The 21,058-nt window shown below is 71.7% G+C and carries 18 protein-coding genes and 1 pseudogene; 9 read left to right on the plus strand and 10 right to left on the minus strand.

Annotation, left to right across the window (positions count from 1 at the left end; all coding sequences use genetic code 11):
* Positions 1 to 78 precede the first annotated feature (78 nt).
* Together ABTZ59_RS08010 and ABTZ59_RS08015 are read left to right on the plus strand one after the other, a co-directional pair.
* Positions 79 to 966, plus strand: coding sequence for a sensor histidine kinase (locus tag ABTZ59_RS08010; protein ID WP_351392483.1), 888 nt, complete (start codon positions 79 to 81; stop codon positions 964 to 966).
* Positions 963 to 1,748: a response regulator gene (locus ABTZ59_RS08015; RefSeq protein ID WP_351392487.1), complete on the plus strand. Its 786-nt coding sequence runs from the start codon at positions 963 to 965 to the stop codon at positions 1,746 to 1,748. Before ABTZ59_RS08010 ends, ABTZ59_RS08015 begins: the two co-directional genes overlap by 4 nt.
* Positions 1,749 to 1,861: 113 nt before the next feature.
* Here ABTZ59_RS08015 and ABTZ59_RS08020 read toward each other — a convergent pair whose 3' ends face one another.
* The gene (locus ABTZ59_RS08020) at positions 1,862 to 3,790 is read right to left on the minus strand and encodes a P-loop ATPase, Sll1717 family (protein ID WP_351392489.1); all 1,929 of its coding nucleotides are present in this window, start codon (positions 3,788 to 3,790) and stop codon (positions 1,862 to 1,864) included.
* Between the two features lie 280 nt (positions 3,791 to 4,070).
* Between ABTZ59_RS08020 and ABTZ59_RS08025 the strand changes: the two genes are divergently transcribed.
* The 6 genes from ABTZ59_RS08025 (at position 4,071) to ABTZ59_RS08050 (ending at position 9,330) form a co-directional block, all read left to right on the plus strand.
* Positions 4,071 to 4,934, plus strand: a complete 864-nt coding sequence (locus ABTZ59_RS08025; RefSeq protein ID WP_249951622.1) for an isocitrate lyase/PEP mutase family protein — start codon at positions 4,071 to 4,073, stop codon at positions 4,932 to 4,934.
* A gap of 103 nt (positions 4,935 to 5,037) precedes the next feature.
* Positions 5,038 to 5,490 (plus strand): hypothetical protein, encoded by a 453-nt coding sequence (locus ABTZ59_RS08030; RefSeq protein WP_351392492.1) that lies wholly within the window; start codon positions 5,038 to 5,040, stop codon positions 5,488 to 5,490.
* Between the two features lie 22 nt (positions 5,491 to 5,512).
* Positions 5,513 to 6,544 carry a bile acid:sodium symporter family protein gene (locus ABTZ59_RS08035; RefSeq protein WP_351392919.1) on the plus strand — a complete coding sequence of 344 codons (1,032 nt, stop codon included), beginning with the start codon at positions 5,513 to 5,515 and terminating at the stop codon, positions 6,542 to 6,544.
* 176 nt (positions 6,545 to 6,720) lie between these two features.
* Positions 6,721 to 7,137, plus strand: a complete 417-nt coding sequence (locus tag ABTZ59_RS08040; protein WP_351392495.1) for a YciI family protein — start codon at positions 6,721 to 6,723, stop codon at positions 7,135 to 7,137.
* Positions 7,138 to 7,147: 10 nt separating this feature from the next.
* Positions 7,148 to 8,380 (plus strand): RNA polymerase sigma factor, encoded by a 1,233-nt coding sequence (locus tag ABTZ59_RS08045; RefSeq protein ID WP_351392498.1) that lies wholly within the window; start codon positions 7,148 to 7,150, stop codon positions 8,378 to 8,380.
* A gap of 137 nt (positions 8,381 to 8,517) precedes the next feature.
* Complete coding sequence (locus tag ABTZ59_RS08050; RefSeq protein ID WP_351392501.1) at positions 8,518 to 9,330, plus strand: hypothetical protein; 813 nt, start codon at positions 8,518 to 8,520, stop codon at positions 9,328 to 9,330.
* A gap of 119 nt (positions 9,331 to 9,449) precedes the next feature.
* Here ABTZ59_RS08050 and ABTZ59_RS08055 read toward each other — a convergent pair whose 3' ends face one another.
* From ABTZ59_RS08055 to ABTZ59_RS08085, 7 genes and pseudogenes are all read right to left on the minus strand, one after another.
* Positions 9,450 to 11,030 carry an aldehyde dehydrogenase (NADP(+)) gene (locus ABTZ59_RS08055; protein WP_351392504.1) on the minus strand — a complete coding sequence of 527 codons (1,581 nt, stop codon included), beginning with the start codon at positions 11,028 to 11,030 and terminating at the stop codon, positions 9,450 to 9,452.
* Between the two features lie 92 nt (positions 11,031 to 11,122).
* Positions 11,123 to 12,121, minus strand: coding sequence for an MASE1 domain-containing protein (locus ABTZ59_RS08060; RefSeq protein ID WP_503002416.1), 999 nt, complete (start codon positions 12,119 to 12,121; stop codon positions 11,123 to 11,125).
* Positions 12,122 to 12,238: 117 nt separating this feature from the next.
* A complete protein-coding gene (locus tag ABTZ59_RS08065; protein ID WP_351392511.1) occupies positions 12,239 to 13,117 on the minus strand; it encodes a PP2C family protein-serine/threonine phosphatase in 879 nt (292 codons plus the stop codon).
* Between the two features lie 271 nt (positions 13,118 to 13,388).
* Positions 13,389 to 14,321, minus strand: a complete 933-nt coding sequence (locus ABTZ59_RS08070) for an SDR family oxidoreductase (RefSeq protein WP_351392514.1) — start codon at positions 14,319 to 14,321, stop codon at positions 13,389 to 13,391.
* Positions 14,322 to 14,562: 241 nt separating this feature from the next.
* Positions 14,563 to 15,792 carry a beta-ketoacyl-[acyl-carrier-protein] synthase family protein gene (locus ABTZ59_RS08075; RefSeq protein WP_351392517.1) on the minus strand — a complete coding sequence of 410 codons (1,230 nt, stop codon included), beginning with the start codon at positions 15,790 to 15,792 and terminating at the stop codon, positions 14,563 to 14,565.
* Positions 15,793 to 15,926: 134 nt separating this feature from the next.
* A pseudogene (locus ABTZ59_RS08080) lies at positions 15,927 to 16,151 on the minus strand (acyl carrier protein); the annotation flags it as partial.
* Between the two features lie 46 nt (positions 16,152 to 16,197).
* Positions 16,198 to 18,114 carry an acyl-CoA dehydrogenase family protein gene (locus ABTZ59_RS08085; RefSeq protein ID WP_351392520.1) on the minus strand — a complete coding sequence of 639 codons (1,917 nt, stop codon included), beginning with the start codon at positions 18,112 to 18,114 and terminating at the stop codon, positions 16,198 to 16,200.
* A 37-nt stretch (positions 18,115 to 18,151) separates the two neighbouring features.
* Between ABTZ59_RS08085 and ABTZ59_RS08090 the strand changes: the two genes are divergently transcribed.
* Positions 18,152 to 18,328, plus strand: a complete 177-nt coding sequence (locus tag ABTZ59_RS08090) for a hypothetical protein (protein WP_351392523.1) — start codon at positions 18,152 to 18,154, stop codon at positions 18,326 to 18,328.
* A gap of 136 nt (positions 18,329 to 18,464) precedes the next feature.
* On the opposite strand, the gene ABTZ59_RS08095 is transcribed toward ABTZ59_RS08090, so the two are convergent.
* Both ABTZ59_RS08095 and ABTZ59_RS08100 read right to left on the minus strand, forming a co-directional pair.
* Positions 18,465 to 19,718: a beta-ketoacyl-[acyl-carrier-protein] synthase family protein gene (locus tag ABTZ59_RS08095; RefSeq protein WP_351392922.1), complete on the minus strand. Its 1,254-nt coding sequence runs from the start codon at positions 19,716 to 19,718 to the stop codon at positions 18,465 to 18,467.
* An 80-nt stretch (positions 19,719 to 19,798) separates the two neighbouring features.
* Positions 19,799 to 20,959, minus strand: a complete 1,161-nt coding sequence (locus tag ABTZ59_RS08100) for a beta-ketoacyl-ACP synthase 3 (RefSeq protein WP_351392525.1) — start codon at positions 20,957 to 20,959, stop codon at positions 19,799 to 19,801.
* Positions 20,960 to 21,058 lie beyond the last annotated feature (99 nt).

Genomic DNA, 21,058 nt, shown 5'->3' on the forward strand with positions numbered 1-21,058 from the left:
CCGCGTCATCCCACGGATGTACGGCGCTGGATCCGGGGACTGATGCGCGTCCAGCGGCCGTCTGCGAAGGTGGGATCCGTGGGGATATCCGGGACGGGCGCGCTGGTCGCCGCCCTCGTGGCGGCCTGTGCGGTCGCCGGCTCGCTGGCCGTGGCGCTCGTACGGGCACGGCGTCTGCACCGCAAGGCCCTGGGGGACCGGAGCTGGCTGCTCGAACGCGAACGCGAGAGCGCGGCCCGTATCGCCGTCGACACCGAACGGGCCAGGATCGCCCAGGAGTTGCACGACATCGTCAGCCACAACGTGAGCGTCATGGTCGTCCAGGCGGGAGCCGCCCGCGAGGTGCTGTCGACGCTGCCTGACGAGGCCGCGACGGCGCTGCGGGCCGTCGAGGGCGCGGGCCGTGACGCGATGACCGAACTGCGTCATCTGCTGGGACTGCTGGCACCGTCGGGGAGCGGCGAGGACGGGGAGGACCCGGACGGCTCCGCCGGCGCGGCGGCCCTGTCGCCGCAGCCGAGCCTGAGCCGGCTCAGCCCGCTGATCGACCGGATCGCGTTCGCCGGGCTGCCGGTCGAGGTGCGCGTCTCCGGGGAGCCCCGCCCGCTCCCGGCCGGGATCGATCTCACCGCGTACCGGATCGTCCAGGAGGCCCTGACCAACGCGCTCAAGCACGGCGGCGGCGAACAGGCGGAGGTGACGGTGCGGTACGCGGACCACTATCTGCGGGTCGAGGTGCTGAACAGCGGGCCGAGCGTGCTGTCCGGGCACCGGCCCGCGCCGGGAAAACCGGCCATGAACGGGCGGGACGGAGCAGGACGGGACGGAGCAGGGCGGGACGGAGCAGGACGCGGCCTGCTCGGGCTCCGGGAACGGGTCGCCGTTTACGGTGGCGATCTGGACGCCAGGCGGCGCCTCGGCGGCGGCTACCGCGTACGTGCGCGGATTCCGTTGGACCGGCCATGAGCGCCGTACCCGACGCCGTACCCGACACCGCGCCCGGCCCCCCGCCCGAGCCGGCCCCACGTGTTCTGATCGCCGACGACCAGGCCCTGGTCCGTACCGGCTTCCGGCTGATCCTCACCACGCGTGGCATCGAGGTCGCCGGCGAGGCCGCCGACGGAGCCGAGGCCGTCGCGGCGGCCCGTCGGCTGCGCCCTGACGTGGTGCTGATGGACATCCGTATGCCGAACATGGACGGACTGGAGGCCGCCAGGCGCGTCCTCGAACAGAACCCGGACTGCCGGGTGCTCATGCTGACGACCTTCGACCTCGACCGTTACGTCTACGCCGCGCTGGCCCTCGGCGCGAGCGGCTTCCTGCTGAAGGACGTCACCCCGCAGCACCTCGCCGCCGCCGTACGCCTCGTCAACACCGGTGACGCGCTGCTCTCCCCCTCGATCACCCGGCGCCTCGTCGAACGCTTCGCCTTCAGCGACCACCGTCCAGGCCCGCCACCCGGCGATCCGCCCGGCCGCCCGGCCGGCAACCGGCCCGCCCGCGTGCCCGGGCCCCCCGCCGTCCACCGCGATCTCACGGCCCTGACACCTCGCGAGCTGGAGGTCCTGACCCTCATGGGCGGCGGCCTCTCGAACGCCGAACTCGCCCGTGAGCTCACCCTCAGCGAGGCCACCGTGAAGACCCATGTCGCCCGGATCTTCGCCAAGCTCGCCCTGCGCGACCGCGCCCAGGCCGTGGTCCTGGCCTACGAGACGGGTCTGGTCTCGCCCGGAGGCCCGGCCCTCTAGGACCTGTCGTCACGTCGCACCGGTCCTCGCCCGCGTACTCGCCCGCGTACTCGACGGCCTGGAGGCCCGGCGCGCCCGCTGAGCCTCGCGCGCCGCGCGTCGGCATCCGCGGATCAGCGCCCCCCGGAGTCTCCCGAGCTCCCGTAGGACCCGCCGGCCAGCCGGCGCAGCCGGCGCGCCTCGTCCTCGATCCGCTGTGCGACGCTCCCCGCGCCCGTGGTGTCGTCCAGCCCGCTCGCCCGCAACTGCGCGGCGAGGCCGGTGAAGTAGTGCGCGGCGGTGAGGAGATGGCCCGCCGTGTCGCTGTACCCGCCACCGACGGCGTGCGGCCGGACGGCGCTGACCTCGTTCAGTACGCGGCCGATCTGCTGGGTGATCTCGTCCCGCGCGTCCTGGGCCAGTCCGACCGCCCGCCCGACCTGGGAAAGGATGGAGTGACAGGACCGCGTCAGCTCCGCCAGCAGCCGGTACTCGCGGCTCACACCCGTATTGCCCGCCCCATCGACGTTGATGGTGCCGGACGCGATGCGGTGACCGGCCGCCACCGGCTCGAAGCGGCCGAGGTCGATCGCGCTGGTGGCGCCCAACGCCTCGCGGAAGCACGGATGGACATGGAACTCCCCTTCGTGCGGCTGGACGGGCAGCTCACCGCCGCCCGCGAACACCACGTCGTTGCCGCGGCGCACCCCGAGAAAGCCCACGCTGTACAGGATGTCGACCGCGCCGGACGGCGTCAGCGCCTCGGCGTACGCGGGGAACAGCCGGTGCAGCGTCTCCGCGGCCTGCTCGAACCGGCTGCTGAACGCGGCGCGCGACACCACGTACCCCGTGTTCTGGAAGAGCGGGAAGAGCCGTTCGAGGAACGGGTGGGCGATCAAGTACTCCTGTGCCAGGTCCTTCAGCTTCCACGCGGAGAACTGCCGGCCCGCCTGGAGGACATCGGAGTCCGTGATCCGGTCGCGGCCGTGCGTCAGCCAGGCCGTCTCCTGGCAGAGATTGAGGAACTGGATGGCGTCGCGCGGCCGGGGCAGACAGCGGCTGAAGATGAACGCGGCGGTGTCCTCCCCGCGCACGCTCGCCGGGAAGATCTCCCGCCACAGCGACTCCTCCGGCAGACCGGCGGCCCCGGTCGAGGCCCGCGCGCGGGCCAGGGCGAGCTCCCGCAGGGAGTGGTCCGTCCAGACGATCCGCAGCTCGTCGCCGTGGAACTTGTCGCCCTCGCCGAACGACAGCGAGTCGTAGATGTCCGCGCGCAGGAACAGCAGACACCGCACCGCCCGTCCGTACAGCCCCGCCGCGTGCTTCGCCGCCAGCAGCAGCCCGATCACCATCGAGTTGCTCTCCGGCTCCGCCGACCAGACCTGCTCCAACTGGTCGACCAGGAGCAGTAACGGCTCGTGCGCGGCGGCGCAGTCCAGCTCGGCGAAGGCGTCGGCCACCCCCCTTTCCACCACGTCCAGCTGCCGGGCGGCCCGCGCGCCCTCCGAGGGCGCGTGTGCCAGCTCCACCCCCGCCTTGAACCCGAACGCCTCCAGCGACAGCGCCGTCTGCAACCCCCGCGCGCCTTGGGCCAGTCGGTCGCCGAACCGGTCACCCGGACGGTCGGCGGGCAGCTCGTCGTTCTGTTTGAGGAAGCGGCGCAGCGCCTTCACCGAGTCGGCCTTCCGGCCGTGCGCGTCCGCCGCGTGGGTCACCAGATGACGCGCGGCGTTGACGGCGAACACATACCGCCAGATCAGTGACTTGGCCGAGTCTCCGGGCAGCCCCTGGAGCTCGAAGCGGCGGATCTCGTCCCCCGCCGCGTCGTCGGGCGTGATCAGCACCTTCCCGCCGGAGTGCACGCCGTCCGCCATCAGCCGCATACAGATCGCGCTCTTGCCCGACCCCTTGCGCCCGATGATCAGCATCTTCCGGCCGGACACCGCCGCGCGTGTCGCGTTCGTCGACAGGAAGCCGCCGCGCAGCAGCAGCCCGTCGGTGACGTCGCGCTCGGCGTCCTCCCGCCCGAAGTGGAGATTCGCCAGTACGGATTCCCCCGCCATCCCGTCCTCCCCTGTCCCGGTCCCCTATGCCCCCGCGCCCGCCGTTCCGCACAAGCCGACTTTCCCGCAAGGAAGTTGTATCGCACCGGGCGGCGGTTCGCAGCGTCGATGAATCGTCACTTCGTTGAAATGTCACACATATCGATCACTCCGAATTTTTTGCCAGATCGAGCGACGACACGGTGTGTCGTTTTACGAAGTCTTGGTCTTCTGTAAATGTGTGCCCGTCAGCACATCGCCTGAACTCGTGATCGGGCGGGTTCTGGAATGAGGGAGAACCATGCGCTACGGCAACTCCTTGCGAGAAGCGGTCGAATCGCCTCGCACGACGCCTCTCATCGGCATCTACGACATGTACTCGGCCTCGATCGCGGCCCAGCACTACAACGGATTCTTTGTCTCCGGCTTCGGCTTCGCCGCTTCCCATTACGGGCTGCCGGACATCGGTTTCATCGCCTGGCCCGACATGGTCGCCTTCGCGGAACGGCTCCGTCTGGCGTTTCCTCGCCATCACATGCTCGTCGACATCGACGACGGGTATGTCGACCCCGAGGTCGCTTGCCATGTCGTCCAGCGGCTGGAGCGCGCCGGGGCCTCGGGGGTGATTCTGGAGGATCAGAAGCGGCCTCGAAGGTGCGGGCACGCGGACGGGAAGCTGATCCTGCCGCTGGAGGAGTACCTGGCCAAGCTCGATCTGGTGCTGCGCAGCAGGGAGGAGATGCTTGTGGTGGCGCGTACGGACGCCACGGAGGAGTCGGAGATCGTACGGCGCGCCGCCGCGCTGGCGGAGACGGACGCGGATGTCGTCCTCGTCGACGGCGTGCGGAGCGTGGAGTGGATTCGTAAGATCCGGTCGGTCGTCGGCGACAAGCCGCTGCTGTTCAACCAGATCGCGGGCGGAAAGTCGCCGAGGCTCTCCCTCTCCGAACTCTCCGACCTGGGCGTCAATCTCGCCATCTACAGCACGCCATGTCTTTTCGCCGCGCACGGCGCGATCGACGGCGCGCTGGTCGATCTCAAAATGGCGGACGGACGGCTGCCGGACACCAGGGAGACGGGGGCGATCGGGGTCAAGGGATCGACGGAACTGCTGGAAAAGAACATCAGCAGACACCACGACAGTCGAGTTTCGGTGTCGGTGTGACCACGGGAATTACCTCTTGTCTTCTCATTTCCTTCGGTCCGGCACCGGCCGGCACCGTCTTCCGAGGAAAACGCCCCTTCTGAGGGGAGTCTCCACGACGAGTGTGATCGTCGCGGCGACGACGAGCGTCCTGTGCGGCGCCGGTGCCGCACAGGCCGACGACGACGAGCCGGAGCGGTCGGGGCCCGTCGCCGGACGTAACGTCGGCCTGTTGGTGATCGACAACTCCCATGCCGACTCATGGCTGGAGGTCGACCGGACGCTCAACACGCTGTTCAGAAGCAAGGGCACGGCGGGCAGCGACCACGACGGGGGTGGTGGCGCCATCGATGTGCGGACCGGGGACGTCTCCGGGTCCGAGAACGGGACCCGGAGCGGGCCCTGCTCATGTCCGAGCCCGTCCTCCGACGCGTCCGCCGACGCCGACTCCGGCTCGGGTTCGGGCTCCAGTTCGGGTTCGGGTTCGGGCTCCGGCTCGGGCTCCGGCTCGGGTGGTGTGATCGAGCAGATCGGACAGATCGGACATCCGCCGTACCAAGGCGAGAACGGTGAATGAAGTGACCTCCAAGTCCTGGCTGATGACCTGGCCGGGCCGGCTGGGAAGGGCGATCGACCTTTACGTCGTCGCCCTTCTCGGCACGGTCGTGTTCGCGGCGCTGCTGCCCGCGAGCGGCCGGGCGGCCGTGGCCGTCGGCGGCGCCGCCGACCTCGCCATCGCGCTGCTCTTCTTCCTCTACGGCGCACGGCTCTCCACCCGCGAGGCGGTCGACGGACTGCGGCAGTGGAAACTCCATCTCGTCATCGGAGCCAGTACGTTCGCGCTCTTCCCGCTGCTCGGGCTGATCGGGGGCGGACTCGTACCGTTCCTCCTCACCGACCAGCTCTACACCGGCCTCCTCTTCCTCTGCGTCGTCCCCTCGACCGTTCAGTCGTCGATCGCGCTGACGTCCGCCGCCCGGGGCAATGTCCCGGCCGCCATCTGTGCCGGTACGTACTCCAGCCTGTTCGGCATGGTCGCCACCCCGCTGCTCGCGGCCTGGCTGATCGGCTCCACCGTCAGCTTCTCGGCCCATGGGGCGGTGGCCATCACCACCCAGCTCCTGCTTCCCTTTGTCGCCGGGCAGGTGGCACGCCGCTGGATCGGCGGGTTCATCGGCCGCCACAAGAAGCGGATCGGCCTGCTGGACCGGTTCTCCATCCTTCTCGTCGTCTATACGGCCTTCAGCCAGGGCATGGCGGAAGGCATCTGGCGGCAGATCACCCCGGCGCGGCTGGCCGGTCTGGTCGCGCTGGCCGCACTCCTGCTGGCGGTGGCCCTCGCGACGACCTCGTTCGCCGCGCGGCGCCTGGGGTTCAGCCGGGAGGACCGGATCACCATCGTCTTCTGCGGATCCAACAAGAGCCTGGCGACGGGGCTGCCCATGGCGGCGGTGCTGTTCGGCGCCAGCGCGGGCCCGGTGATCCTTCCCCTCATGCTCTACCACCAGGTGCAGCTGATGGTGTGCGCGGTCATCGCGGGCCGCTGGGCCCGCCGGCCCCTGGAAACCGCCTCCGAGCGGACCCCCGTGCAGGCGTCCCGTGCCGTTCCCCTGCGGGAGACGGCCCGCTGACCGGCCGGCCGCCGGTCTCCTCCGCTCCCGGGGCGTTCCCCTCCCGGAGCGGTTCTGCGAAAATCTTCGCGATTCCGTCCGGTCGGCTGTCGAGAACGTGCGGCCCGCTCCGACGTCCCAGCTGAAAGTCGCCCACAAGGGGTGACGGCGTACCGAGGAGCCGAGGAGCCGACGTCATGAAGTATCTGGTGATGGTGCAGGGATCGCAGGCCGACTACGACGCGCTGGGCGGCAAGGCGTCCGCCCACAGTCCGGCCTGGAGCGAGAAGGAACTGCGAGCGCTGTCCGCCTTCATGGAGGAGCTCAACAACGATCTCGCCGAGAGCGGCGAGATGGTGGACGGGAACGGCCTGGCCGAGCCCGCCGCCACGCGCCTCGTCGGGCTCGGCGCGGACGGCCGGCCCGTGATCACGGACGGCCCGTACGGCGAGACCAAGGAACTGCTCGCCGGCTACTGGGTACTGGACTGCGAGAGCCTGGAGCGGGTGACGGAGATCGCCGAACGCGTTCTCCGGAGCCCGGCGCCCGACGGCGCCCCTGTCCACCCCGTAGTCATCCGGCCCATTCCGGACGTCGGCGGGGGCGACGTGTGAGCCTTACGGCATGACGCCCGGAACGGAGATCGAGGACCTGCTGCGGCTGCACACGCCGCAGGTCCTCGGCGCGCTGGTACGGCGGTACGGACACTTCGACGTGGCCGAGGACTCCGTCCAGGAGGCGCTGCTCGCCGCGGCGCGGCAGTGGCCGGAGACAGGGGTGCCCGACAACCCGCGCGGCTGGCTGATCAGGGTCGCTTCCCGGCGGCTCATTGACCAGTTGCGTGCCGACGAGGCGCGGCGGGTGCGCGAGGAGACCGCCGCGGCGCTCACACCGCGCGACGCGTTCACGGCGCCGCCGCCCGGTGAGAGCCGCGCGCCGTCCCAGGACGACACCCTCACCCTGCTCTTCCTCTGCTGTCACCCCGAACTGACCCCCGCCGCGCAGATCGCGCTCACCCTGCGTGCCGTCGGCGGACTGACCACGGCCGAGATCGCCCGGGCCCATCTGATGCCCGAGGCGACGATGGCACAGCGGATCAGCAGGGCCAAGCGGCGGATCAGAGGGGTGCCTTTCCGGCAGCCGGGGCCCGAGGACCGCGACCAGCGGCTCGCGCCCGTGCTCCAGGTGCTCTATCTGATCTTCAACGAGGGCTATACGGCGACCTCCGGCAGCGCTCTGCACCGCGCCGATCTCGCCCGCGAGGCGATCCGGCTGACCCGGGCCGTACGGCGGTTGCTGCCCCGGGAGGGCGCGGTGACCGGGCTGCTGGCGCTGATGCTGCTCACCGACGCCCGTAGCGCGGCGCGCACGGGGCCGGACGGCGACCTGATCCCGCTGGACGAGCAGGACCGTTCCCGCTGGGACCGGAAGGCGATCGCCGAAGGCACCGCGCTGGTGGCGGAGGCACTGTCCCAGGGACCCGCCGGCGCGTACCAGTTGCAGTCGGCCATCGCCGCGCTCCATGACGAGGCGGCCCGCGCGGAGGACACCGACTGGCCGCAGATCCTGGCCCTGTACGACATCTTGGTGCGCCGCGCGCCCGAGCCGATGGCCGAACTGGGCAGGGCCGTGGCCGTCGCGATGGTGCACGGCCCGCGCGCAGGACTGGCCGAGGTCGCCGTACTGGAGGACCGGTTGGCGGGCCATCACCGACTCGACGCCGTACGGGCGCATCTGCTGGAGAAGGCGGGGGACGCCGAAGGCGCGCGAGCCGCCTACCGGTTGGCCGCCGGGCGTACGCTCAGCGTGCCGGAGGCACGGTACTTGCGGATGCGCGCCGCCAGGCTGCCGGTCTGAGTCCATCCGGCCCGCGTCCATCACCCGGAGATTGTCATCCCATTGCATTTCCATGAAAGATCTGATCCAACTGGCCCTTATTGTATCTTTAGGCTCTTTGGGTGCAATTGAACACATAGTCCATTCCTGTGCGCGCCATGGACGTTGTTACGCACGTGGATCCACGTGAACTCTGGGAGCGGAACACTGTCCTGGCCGAAGCGTTCTGCGCCAGCGATGAGCGTGTACGCCAGGCGCAGTCAGTGCTGGACGAGGCGCAGGCCGAGCGGAGCAGGACGCTCGCGGCCTTCTCCGTGACGGTCGGGAACGACGGCGCGGTCGCCGATCTGATGGGCCTGAACGAACGGGAAGTCCGGGTCGCCCGGCGCACGGTGGGCAGGGAGGACGCCAGGTCCGTCGCCGAGGAACTCCTGATCCGCGGAACGCAGCCACCGCCACCACCGCTGATCCCGCAGGGGCCACCGCAGACACCGCCGCCCCCGCCACAGGCGCAAGCACAGACCGCGCAGGGACAGGGACAGCCGGGACAGCCACCGCTGTCCGATCCCGCCACCGAGACCTTCCCCATCGCGGAGGTCCAACTGCCCCAGCCCCGCGGCGAGACGCCTCCCCCGCAGCAGGACACGATGCCGCTGGACCCGCAGACAGCCGCCGCGCCCACCGACTTCCACACCCCCTCGGTGGAGGAGACCGTGATCTGGTCGGCGAGCATGGACTCCGTCCTGCTGTGGAGCTGGAAGTCCGGCCTCGACCTCCAGACGGTCGCCGCCGAACTGGGCCTGGATCTGCGGGCGCTGCTGCTCCGCGTACAGACCCTGGCCAACGACGGGCTGCTCACGCCCCGTACCCCGCCCTCCGACAGCGGGCAGTCGGGCCGTCATCGCCGACACGAGGACCCGTACGCGGCCCTCATCAGCCCCGCGACCACGCCGTTCCCCGTCTACCACTGAGAAGTGCGGCGCTGAGAAGTACGGCACTGGGAAGTACGGCACTGAGGAACGCGGCACCGAGGGCCCCGGGTCCGAGGACCGCGGCACCGAGGACCGGGGGATCAGGGACCGGGGGCGGGTCAGCGGTTTTCCCTGGCACCGTCCAGCCGGCGCGGCAGGTCGCGGGGGTTGCCGTCGGAGACATCGGCGGGGAGGAAGTCGGCCGGCACGTCCTGGTAGCAGACCGGGCGCAGGTAGCGCCGGACGGACAGGGTGCCGACCGAGGTCGTCCGGACGTCCGAGGTGGCGGGGTACGGGCCCCCGTGCACCATGGCATGGCTGACCTCGACGGCCGTGGGCCAGCCGTCGTAGAGGACGCGGCCCGCCCTGGTCTCCAGCAGCGGCAGCAGGGCGGCGGCGGTGTCCTGGTCTCCCGGGCCGTGGTGGACCGTGGCGGTCAGCTGCCCGCGCAAGGCGCCTGCCACCTCGATGAGTTGGGACGTATCACGGCAGGTCACCACGATCGCGGCGGTGCCGAAGGGCCGGTCCTGGAGTTCCGGCCGGCCCAGAAACGTCTCGGCCGGGGCCGTGAGCAGCCGGGGCGCGCAGGTGTTGGCGCCCTCGCCCGGCTGACCGGCGGCGATCTCCCGTACGTCCTCGATCGCCGCCAGCGCCGCCGCCGCGCGCTCGTACGCGTCGTGGAGGGCCTGGGTCCCCACCGTCCGCGCGATCCGGGCGGACACCGCACGGCCGGCCGCCGCCAGGAACTCCGCCAGCTCGGGTCCGTTGACGGCGGCCAGCAGCCCCGGCCGGGTACGGAACTGCCCGGCCCCCGCCGTCAGCGCGCCGATGAACCCCTCGACCAGCGCGGCGGACCGGTCGCGGAGTGCGCCGGGCAGCAGGAAGACCGGGTTGACGCTGCTCATCTCGGCGTACACCGGGATGGGTTCGGGGCGGGTGGCGACCGTGCGCATCAGCGCCTCGCCGCCCGCCCGGGAGCCGGTGAAGCCGACCGCCCGGATCCGGGGGTCGGCGACCAGGGCCCGGCCCAGTTCCGCGCCGGAGCCGAAGAGCAGCGAGAACACGCCTTCCGGCAGTTCGCTCTCGCGTACGGCGGCGGCCACGGCCGACCCGACCAGTTCCGAGGTACCCAGATGGGCGCTGTGTGCCTTGAGCACGACGGGACAGCCGGCGGCGAGGGCGGCCGTGGTGTCCGCGCCCGCCACCGAGAAGCCGAGCGGGAAGTCTCTCGCGCCGAACACCGCCACCGGCCCGATACCGATATGACGCTCCCGCAGATCGGGCCGTGGCTCGGGAACGCGGTCCGGCAGCGGGCGGTCGATCCGTACCTCCGCCCAGGCGCCGTAGCGCACCTCGGCCGCGAGGAGCCGCAGCTGTCCCGTCGTACGGTCCCTCTCGCCGGTGACCCCGTCCGCGGGAAGGCCGCTCTCGGCGACGGCCCGGGCGATCAGCTCCGCGCCGAGCGATTCGACACGGTCCGCGATCCGCTCCAGGAAGGTCGCCCGCCGCTCGGGGGAGGTGGCGCGGTAGCCGGGGGCGGCCAGCTCGGCCAGCTCGCAGGCGCGCGCGACGTCCTCGGGGGTGCCGGAGCCGTAGCCGGGCTCCAGCGGGGTGTCCGTACGGGGATCGAGCGAGACGATCGCCGGGCCCCGGCCGGGCCGCCGCTCGGCGCCGAGGAACATCGCTCCTGTCAGGGGCATGGTGCGCTACCTCACCTCTCTGGGCTTCGTCGGGTTCCTCGGACGGGGGACGCGGGGCCGCATGCGATCGCGGGGCCCGGGGCCGACGGGGGTCAGCCGCCCCCGGGCTGCTCCCCGCGATCCGGCTCCCGCTGCTTCCCCGGCTCCGCCGGGCTGAGGTGCGCCACCAGTTCGGCGAGATCCACGCACGCCTGCTCGATCTTCAGCCGGACGTTCCGCTGCTCCGTGACAATCGCCGCCAGCAGCAGCGAGGTCAGGGCGACGGACCCGTTGAGGGCCTGGAGGCTGACCAGGCGCTCGACAAGGGTGTGGTGTTCGAAGGCCCCGACGCGGTCGGTCGCCTCCGCGATCGCCAGTACGGACACGCACAGCGCGTACGGCGCGCTCGCCGGGAGCTGGAAGCGCAGCGCGGCCCAGATGAGCACCGGGAAGACGAGGAAGAGCACGGAGAGGCTGCTCATGGTGGCCAGCGGCGTCACGAGGGCAGCGGTGATCAGCAGCGCCAGCGCCTCGGGCCAGCGCCGGAAGTCCCCGGTCCGGGGAAGCCGGGCCCAGCGGAGCATGAGCAGCATCGGCGTGACCACCAGCACCCCCATGGCGTCGCCCACCCACCACGCCGTCCAGGCCGGCCAGAATCCCTCGGGGCGCAGCTTGCCGCCGAGCAGCAGCATCCACACGCCCAGCGTCGCGCTGATCAGCATCCCGGCCAGTGCCCCGAGGAACACCAGGGCGACCCCGTCGCGCAGCCGGTCCAGCCGCGTACGGAACCCCACGCGCCGGAGCATCAGAAAGGCGCAGACCGGGCCGAGGGTGCTCGCCGCGATGACCCCGATGTCGAAGAGATGGACGGGACCGAGGGTCAGGATGGTGATGAGGGCGCCGAGCGAGATCCCCGGCCAGACCCCGATGCCCAGGAAGAGGAGCGCGGCCACCGCGATGCCCGAAGACGGCCAGAGAGGCGTCACGACCGCGCCCGAGATCAGCAGCTGCTTCAGCAGCCCGAGCTGCGCGGCCCCGGCGTAGGCGGCGGCGACGCCGAGGATCCGGACAGCGGCCATGGACAGACGTCGGACTTCCTCGGTACGCACCACATCAGCCATCAGACAACGCCCGCCGCCCGGGTACGCCGTGACACGCACTGCCGGAGGGCTGGCGTCACCCCGGACCGTACGTGCGGACAGCGGCCCGGGAAGCGCCCCCGCGTCAGGTCAGCGGCACTCGCCGCGCGCGCCGATGAACCCCTCCGGTACGGAGTCATGGCAGAGGACGAGCACGGCGGCGTCGTCCGCGTGACCGGTCAGCTCGGCCACCTTCAGCACCTCGGTGGCCAGCTCGCTGGGGTCCGCACCGACCCGGGCGTCCTCGGCGGCCAGCACCGCCTCGGCGGTCAGCTGGGCCACCCGCCCGAGGCCGTCCTCGACCGAGAACGAGGGGCCCTCCACCACACCGTCCGTGACCAGTACGAACGCCCCCGTGTCCGTCAGCCGACGGCGGATCACCGGGTATATCTCCCCCGGCAGGATGCCCAGCGGCAGACCGCCCGGGTCCTCGTCGACACCCGAGCTGCCGTCCGCCGCGGCCCACACCGAGGCCACATGACCGGCGCGGGCGCTCTCCAGCACGCGGGTGACCGGGTCGAAGCGGAGGAACGTACAGGTCGCGAAGAGGCTGGAGCCGACCGACAGCATCAGATCGTTGGCCCTGCTCAGCACCTGGCCGGGATCGCCCGCCGCCGCCGCGACCGCCCGCAGCCCGATCCGTACCTGCCCCATGATCACGGCCGCCTCGACATCGTGCCCCTGGACATCGCCGACGCAGAACGCGAGCGCTCCGTCGGGCAGCACGAAACCGTCGTACCAGTCGCCCCCGATGTCCAGACCGTCCCGCGCCGGCGCGTAGCTGGCAGCCGTCCGCAGCCCCGGTACGGCGGGCAGGAAAGGCGGGAGCATCGCACGCTGAAGGGCCTCCGCCAGCTCCACCCGGGCGTGCTGAAGCTCCACCCGCCGCCGTGCCTGGGCGGTGAGCCGACCGAGTGTGGTCAGCAAGTCGTCGGCGCTCGCCGATCGGCTGGGACGACGCCGGGTCATGCACCGCTCCGAGGTACGTCCGTTGGTGGACCGCTGTGAGTTGTTCCTCGCAACGGAGTGCAGAGGGCCTCTCTCTCAAGCCTCACCTTCATCATATTTCCGCCACGCGGCTTCCGCCGGATGAGCCCGGATGCGCCCGGATCGGCCTGTGATCCTGAAGGGGCCTTCTGGGGGCCTTCTGGGACCTCAGACTATGCATGCCGCACGAGAGGTGCATCACGAACATCGCGTCGTCGGCGCGAGCCGGAGCCGGGCCTCCCACCAGGCCGAACTACCGCGGGTCGGCGGAGTCGCCCACCTCGTCCACCCCGTCCGCTTCGCCCACCTCGCCCACCCCGTCCACCCCGTTCGCGGCTCCGCCCGCGCCCAGAAGCGTGGTGGGGGTCCCGGCCGAGGCAGGTTCCAGGGCGGGCAGGGCACGGCGGGCCCGGCGCGCCGCGGCGGGCGGGAGGGCCGCCCGTACGAGCTGGGCCGCGCGGAGCCAGGGCTGGGCGTAGACATGGCGGGCGCGGCGTTCGATGCCGGCGGTGAGGCGGTCCACGGCCGGGGCCAGCGGGTAGGTGCGGTTGGCGGGCCAGCGCATACGGGAGCGCAGCTCGCGGAGCGTGACATCCTGCTCGGCGCTGCGGACCATGTCGGTGTCGGTCCAGGTGAGATAGCCGACGCCGATCTCCACTCCGTGGTGCGCCACCTCCATACGGAGAGTGTGCGCGAAGGACTCCACCCCGGCCTTCGAAGCGCAGTAGGCCGTCATCATCGGCGCGGGGGCGAGGGCCGCGAGCGAGGCGATCTGGAGGTAGTAGCCCCGGGAGTCCAGCAGGGCGGGGAGGAAGGCGCGGGCGGTATTCGCGCTGCCGATCAGGTTGACCTCGATGACGCGGCGCCACGCGTCGGGCTCGGAGTGACGGAAGAGCCCGCCCGCCGCGACCCCCGCGTTGGCGACGACGACATCGACCGTGCCGAAGCGCTCCTCCACGAGCCGTGCCGTACGCAGCATGGCCGCCGCGTCAGTGACATCCGCGTGCCAGTGGTCCGCCTCGCCGGTCAATGACTCGGTGACACGGGCGAGTTCGGATTTCTCCAGGCCGACGAGCGCCAGCCGGGCGCCCCGCTCGGAGAGGGACCGGGCGAGCTGTTCGCCGACACCGCGCGCGGCGCCGGTGATGACGGCGGTACGTCCTCGGAGCGGCGGACGCCTGCTCATCGTGGGGCCTCCGGAGAGAGTGAGGGGAGGCCGCCCCCCGGCGCGTGGCTGGAGGACGGCATTCCGTACGTCGGCGCATTGTGTGCGCCGACGCGTCGCGCGCACTGACGCGGTGTGTGCGGCAGTACGTACGGCAGTGCGTACGCAGTGCAGTGCGTACGCAGTGCATACGGCAGCCAGTACGTGCGGCAGCCAGTACGTACGCAGTGCGTGCGGCAGGCAGTGCGTGCGGCGGCGTGACTCAGGCCCGTCGCAGCGCCAGCACCGCGTTGTGCCCGCCGAAGCCGAACGAGTGGCTGACCGCGCGGTCGATCCGCTGGTGCAGCGGCTGCTTGGTCACGCAGTCGATGTCGAACTCGACGGCCGGCGCGTCCAGGTTGGCGATCGGCGGTACGACGCCGTGCTGGAGCGTCAGGACGGTCAGGCCCGCCTCGATCGCGCCCGCCGCCCCCATACAGTGCCCGAGCACGCCCTTGGGCGCCGTGACCGGTGGACGGTGCGGATAGACCCTGCTGATCAGCGCCGCCTCGGTGGCGTCGTTGAGCGGTGTCGAGGTGCCGTGCGCGTTGACATGTTCGACATCACCCGACTGCCAGCCGGCGTCGCGCAGCGCCACCTCCACCGCGCGCTGGGCGACGGCGCCCGAGGGATGCGGGCTCGTCGGGTGATGCGCGTCCGTCGTGGCACCGGCGCCCGCCAGCAGCGCGCGTGGCTTCGCGCCGCGCGCCCGCGCGTCCTGCTCGCGCTCCAGCACCATGATCGCCGCGCCCTCCCCCAGGACCAGCCCCGCGCGGTCCGAGGCGAAGGGCCGGCACAGCAGCGCCGGGTCGTCGCCGGGATCCGCCATGGCGGCGGCTCCCGAGCGCACGAACCCGGTCATGGCGACCGGGAAGACGATGGACTCCGTCGCCCCCGCCACGGCGATGTCGCACTGCCCGGTGGAGAGCAGGTCCCGCGCCACGGACAGCGCCGTGACCCCCGAGGAACACGCCGTGCACGGCGCCATGCTGGGCCCGGTGGCGCGCATCTTGATGGCGATCTCGGCGGCCGGCATGTTGGGGATCGTGAGCAGGATGCCGGACGGGGAGGTCGCCTCGGGCCCGCGTCTGTCGAGCGCGACGGACTGTTCCGTCAGGCTGGCCGAACCCCCGCTGCTGGTCCCGACCACGACGGCGACCCGGGTGCCGTCCCAGCTCGTCGGGTCGAGTCCGGCGTCCGCGACCGCCTCGCGCGCGGCGAGGAGTGCGAACTTCACGTACCGGCCCATCCGGAAGGCCGTACGCCCGCCGATCGCGGCGTCGAGATCGATGCCCTCGACCGTGCAGGCGAAGTCGACCGCGCAGCCGCTCAGTTCGGGCACCCGATGCGCCGGGGAGACTCCCGCGCACACGCCGTGCCAGGTGGAGTCGGTGTCGTTCCCGGCCGGTGTGATCATCCCCAGACCGGTGATGGCGATGGCGGGTCCGGTCATCGGCCGACGCCCACCGCGGCCTCGTTCGTCTCGCTGACGCCGCTCATCGTGCCCGCCGCGTGAACCGCCCGGAGGGCGTGCGCTGAGGGCGCCGCGTGCGCGGTGTGCGCCGTCCGTGCCGTACGCGCCGTACGCGCTCCGTCGAGGAACGCGGTGATCTCCGCCAGCGTGGCGCCCTTGAGCAGTGAGTCCGAGTCGGCGTCGATCCCCAGAGTCTCCTTGATGATGACGGCGAACTCGGCGACGGCGAGGGAGTCCATCTCCAGGCTGTCCATGGTGGCCTCGGGGATGATCTCCGCGGCGGGCACCTTGAACGTCGCCGTCAGCACCTCGGAGATCTTCGGGTGGATCTCGCTCATGGGTTGTCCTTTCCAGGGGTTGGGTCGGTTGAAGGGGTCGGTGGTTTCAAGCGGGTGCGGCGGGTACGGCGAGTACGGTGTGCCACGCGCCCTCCGCGTCGTCGTAGGCGTCCACGTAACCGGCCCCGGAGATGGGCCAGTCCGCGAACATCTCCGTCGGCAGCGCGAAGGACTCCACGAGAGCGGGGGCGTGGCCGGCCAGCCGCGAGATGAGCTGTTCGACGGCCTCGGGCAGTTCGTCGAGATGACGGGGGGTCAGCCGGCCTGCGGCCAGCAGATCGCCGCTGTTCCGGTCGATCCACTGGAGCGCGAAGAGCCGGCGCAGCGAACCCAGCAGGTCACTCGCCGACGACGAGCCGGGCGAGGGCGACGGGCCGGGCTCCAGTCCCGCCATCGCCACCGCGTACGCCTCCGAAGCCCGCCGGTACGCGTACGCCTCCACGGCGCGCAGCGCGGCACCGGACGCCGCGTTCCACCGTGCCAGCGAATCGCCGTGCGGCAGCTGGCTCATCCGGCGGCGGGCCCGCTCCAGCCACACGGCCTCGACGGCGACGAGGAGTCCGTCCAGGAACAGCGGGTCGGTCAGCTCACGGTGCGAGGGACCGTACGATCCGACGCCCGGCTCCGAACCGACGCCCGGCTCCGGTTCGGGTTCGGGTTCCGGAGCCGCCGAGAACAGCATCTCGGCCGCCGCCTTCGCGTAAATCGCGAGATTGTCGCCCTCCGCCGTGATGACGCCCTCGATACCCGCCAGCAGTTCGGTCATGCCGTTGTTCTCCAGCAGCGCCTGCGCACCGCACCGTTCCCGCGACTCCACGATGACCTCGCGCGCCCGCCAGCTGATCCAGCCCTTGGCGACGGCCACCAGTCGCTCGGCCTCGTCGGTGTCCGCTTCGGTACGCGACTCCCAGGCGTCCAGCACCGTACGGTGCAGCAAGGTCATCGCGAAGACCGTGGCCAGGGCTCCGACCAGGGGACCGTGGTGGCTGCGGTGCGCGAACACCGGTACCCGTTGCCCTCCTCTGGAACCGGAGATCCGCCGGTGCCCGCCGTACCGAACGGCGAGCGCCAGCGTGACCCGCGCCGAGCCGACCGCGCACGCGCTCATCGAGAGCTTGCCCGCCGTGACCCGGCCGATCGACGTCAGGAAACGCCGTCGGCGATTGCTCTGCTCGCTCCGGAACACCCCGTCGTCCCCGATCCGCCCCTGCGCACCGCCCAGCAGCGCGTCGCGCCCCACGAACACCCGGTCGAACGAGGTCAGACAGTGGTCCACCGGGCTGCCCAACCGGGCGGGCAGCCTGCGCACCCGGACACCGGGGAGCGTCCCGGCGGCATCGGTCAGCGGCGTCAGGAACAGGAAAACGCCGTGATCGGTCCCGTCCACGAGCAGCCGCGCCGCCACCACACCGGACTTGGGGCCGCCCACCGGGCTGGTGTTGGGCATGAACTTCTGCGCCCCGGCATGCGGCGTGCGCAGGACGAAACCGTCCCGCTCCCGGTCGTAGGCCGCCGTCGTCTCCACGGCGACCGCGTCGTTTCCGTGCGCCACCTCCGTGCAGAGGAAGGTGCCCACCCGGCGCAGCGCGAGGAAGTCGGCCACGTCCGCCGAGCCCGCCACGTCCCGCGCCGTGCCGCGCGCCGCGCCCTTCTCCCTCTCCGCGTGGTCGAGAAGACTGCCGAGGAACAGGTTGTAGTGAATGCCCGCGACCGTCGTGAAGGCCGGATCGACCGGGCCCAGCCACTCGTGCAGGGCGGCGAGCCCGCGCGCGTCGGCAACCAGCTCCGCCGGGCTGTCGAGCGTGTCATTGACGGTACGCAGCCGTTCGTACGCCATCGCCAGCCGTTCCCCGGACGAGGCACCGGGCCGGCGGCGGAACGGCGCCGCGGCGGCGAGTCGACGCCACGGCGCGTGCTCCCGGTCGAAGTCCTCGCCGAAGAGCACGCGCGTCAGCGGATCCACTGCCGGATCCACTGTCGGATCCGCCGTGGGACCCGCCGTGGGATCCGCCGTGGGATCCGCCGTGGGATCCGTCGTGGGATCCGTCGTCGGGCCCGATGAGTCCGTAGGATCCAATGAGTCCGCCGGGACAAACGGCTCGGTCCTGATGAACGACTCCATCGGGACGAATGGGCCGGTCGGATCCAGGTCCGTCCGGTCCAATGAGCCCCTCTGATTCGCCGAGTTCATGGCAACGGTATTGATATTTATACTCACGCCGGTATAACGATCAATCAATGGCGAAGAAACGACTCTCCCACCCGCAGAACCATGGGACATTCGTACGATCAGCTCCCTGATGTGACCTGTCGTCAGGCCCGCCGAAACGCCAGCGCCACGTTGTGCCCGCCGAACCCGAAAGAGTGGCTGACCGCCGTCTCCACCCACTGCCGCCGGGGTTCCTTGGTCACACAGTCGAGGTCGAACTCGACAGCGGGCGCGTCCACGTTGGCGATCGGCGGAATCACGCCATGTTCGAGGGTCAGCACCGTCGCCACCGCCTCGATCGCCCCCGCCGCCGCCAGCGTGTGCCCGACCACCCCCTTCGGCGCCGTGACCGACGGCCGGTGCGGGTAGACCCGGTCGATCAGTGTCGCCTCCATCGCGTCGTTGAGCGGTGTCGACGTGCCGTGCGCGTTGACATGCTCGATGTCGTACGGGCTCCAGCCCGCGTCCCTCAGCGCCTCCTCCACCGCCGCCTGGGCCCACCGGCCGTCCGGCGCGGGCGCCGTGGGGTGGTGCGCGTCCGTACTGGCGCCCGCGCCTGCCAGCAGCGCGCGCGGCGCCCGACCGCGGGCTCGCGCGTCCGCCTCCCGTTCCAGGACGACCATGGCGGCGCCCTCACCAATGACGAAGCCGTCCCGGTCAGCAGCGAACGGACGCGACGCCTCACCCGGGTCACCGGTACGCGTCGACAGCGCGCCCATCCGCGCGAAGGCCGTCACCACCAGCGGGGTCAGTACGGACTCGGCGCCCCCGGCCACCACCACATCGCACTGCCCGCTCATCAGCAGATCGCGGGCCACGGCGATCGCGGTGGCCCCCGAGGCGCAGGCGGTCGCCGGGGCCAGGCTCGGCCCCCGGGCCTTGAGCGCGATGGCGACCTCTCCCGCCGCCGCGTTGGGGATCATCATCGGCACCAGTACGGGGGAGACCGCCTGCGGGCCGTCCGCCTGGAGCTTCAGCGCGTTGTCGACGAGCAGGGAGACACCCCCGACGCCCACGCCGAGCACCACGCCCACCCGGCCGCTGTCCCAGCTCAGAGGGTCGAGTCCGGCGTCCGCCACGGCCTGCCGGGCCGCGATCAGCGCCAGCTTCACGAACCGTGCCATCCGCCAGACCGACCGCCCGCCGATCACCGCGTCGAGATCGATGCCCTCGACCGCACAGGCGAAGTCGACCGGCATACCGGCCAGTTCTGGGCGCCGTCTGGCCAGCGACCGTCCCGCGCACAGCCCCTCCCAGAAGGACCGTTCATCATGACCGGCGGGAGTGACCACCCCGAGCCCGGTCACCGCGACAGTCCCGCTCCGCTGTCCGCTCCTTTGTCCCGTCCCCTGCCCCATCGCCTGCCCCGTCCCCTGTCCCGTCGCCTGCCCCGTCCTCTGCGCGGTCCCCTGCCCGTGCCCCTGCTCGGCCGTCGGCGTCATGATCCGTTCCTTCCGTCGAGGGCCGTGGCCCGTGAGCTGTCGGGCCGTACGGCCCCGGACGCAGTCGTCTCGGCCGTCGTCGTCTCTGGCGCAGTCGTCTCGGCCGTCGTCGTCTCAGGCGAAGTCGTCGCGGGCGCGGTCGTCGCGGGCCAGCGCAGCGCCACCGTTCCCCAGGTGAGGCCGCCGCCGAAAGCGGTCAGCAGCATGCGGTCGCCCGTGCGGAAACGTCCCCGCGCGTCCGCGTCCGCGAGGGCGAGGGGGATGGAGGCCGCGCCGGTATTGCCCACCCGGTCGAGATGCGTGACACAGCGCCGCGCGCCGATCCCCACCCGTTCCGCGACGGCCCGCAGAATCCGGGCGTTGGCCTGGTGCGGTACGAAATGGTCGACGTCGGCGGCGTCCCAGCCCACGGTGCGCAGCAGGGAGCGGCACGAACCGGTCATCCGCTCGACCGCGTGCTGATAGACCGCCCGCCCCCGCATCCGGAAGAACTCGTCGCCCTCGGCGGACGGTTCCGCCACCGACCTCGACCGCGCCCCGCCGCCTGCCACGGTGATCAGGTCGTATCCCGTCCCGTCACTGCCCAGATCGAAGGCGATCAGCTCGCCCGGGTCCCCGGCCCTGCCCGCGCCGATCAGCGCGGCTCCGGCGCCGTCGCCGAACACCACGCCCGATGAGCGGTCCCGGGGGTCCAGCCATGTCGAGTACACATCGGCGCCGACCAGGAGCACCCGCTCGTGGATCCCCGACACCACGAGTCCATGGCAGACGGCGAGGCCGTAGACAAAGCCGCTGCACACCGCGCCGATATCGAACGCGGGTACCGTGCCCAACCCCAGGCGCGCCGCCAGCGCCGGCGCGGTCCCCGGAATCAGATGGTCCGGCGTCGCCGTGGCGAGCACCACGGCGTCCACCGCCCGTGCGGAACCCGCCTCCGCTGAGCCCGCCTCCGCGGAACCCGTCCGCACCGGATCGGCGACCAGCAGTCTCGCCGCCTCATACGCGATGTCGCCCGTGGACATCCCCGGAGCCGCCCGATGGCGGCCGGCGATGCCCGTGCGCGTACGGATCCAGGCGTCATCCACCCCCCACTCAGCGGGCAACGCCCCATTGGGGACCGGCTCCCCCGGGACCCACCCGGCGACGGCCTCCAGCACCGCCGTCCGTGGCCCGGGCCCCTCCCGGCTCTCCTCTCGACTCTCTTCGCGCCCCCTCGCGCGCGGGTCTCGCGCCTCCTCGCGCCCGTACAGTGCGCT

It is taken from the genome of Streptomyces sp. NPDC094034, from assembly GCF_040303865.1.
Lineage (GTDB): Bacteria > Actinomycetota > Actinomycetes > Streptomycetales > Streptomycetaceae > Streptomyces.

Excerpts from the sequence above, each read along its gene's own strand:
- ABTZ59_RS08015 (WP_351392487.1), top strand. The coding sequence starts at position 963 with ATGAGCGCCGTACCCGACGCCGTACCCGACACCGCGCCCGGCCCCCCG.
- ABTZ59_RS08020 (WP_351392489.1), bottom strand. The coding sequence starts at position 3,790 with ATGGCGGGGGAATCCGTACTGGCGAATCTCCACTTCGGGCGGGAGGAC.
- ABTZ59_RS08025 (WP_249951622.1), top strand. The coding sequence starts at position 4,071 with ATGCGCTACGGCAACTCCTTGCGAGAAGCGGTCGAATCGCCTCGCACG.
- ABTZ59_RS08035 (WP_351392919.1), top strand. The coding sequence starts at position 5,513 with ATGACCTGGCCGGGCCGGCTGGGAAGGGCGATCGACCTTTACGTCGTC.
- ABTZ59_RS08040 (WP_351392495.1), top strand. The coding sequence starts at position 6,721 with ATGAAGTATCTGGTGATGGTGCAGGGATCGCAGGCCGACTACGACGCG.
- ABTZ59_RS08045 (WP_351392498.1), top strand. The coding sequence starts at position 7,148 with ATGACGCCCGGAACGGAGATCGAGGACCTGCTGCGGCTGCACACGCCG.
- ABTZ59_RS08050 (WP_351392501.1), top strand. The coding sequence starts at position 8,518 with ATGGACGTTGTTACGCACGTGGATCCACGTGAACTCTGGGAGCGGAAC.
- ABTZ59_RS08055 (WP_351392504.1), bottom strand. The coding sequence starts at position 11,030 with ATGCCCCTGACAGGAGCGATGTTCCTCGGCGCCGAGCGGCGGCCCGGC.
- ABTZ59_RS08065 (WP_351392511.1), bottom strand. The coding sequence starts at position 13,117 with ATGACCCGGCGTCGTCCCAGCCGATCGGCGAGCGCCGACGACTTGCTG.
- ABTZ59_RS08070 (WP_351392514.1), bottom strand. The coding sequence starts at position 14,321 with ATGAGCAGGCGTCCGCCGCTCCGAGGACGTACCGCCGTCATCACCGGC.
- ABTZ59_RS08075 (WP_351392517.1), bottom strand. The coding sequence starts at position 15,792 with ATGACCGGACCCGCCATCGCCATCACCGGTCTGGGGATGATCACACCG.
- ABTZ59_RS08095 (WP_351392922.1), bottom strand. The coding sequence starts at position 19,718 with ATGGGGCAGGGGACGGGACAAAGGAGCGGACAGCGGAGCGGGACTGTC.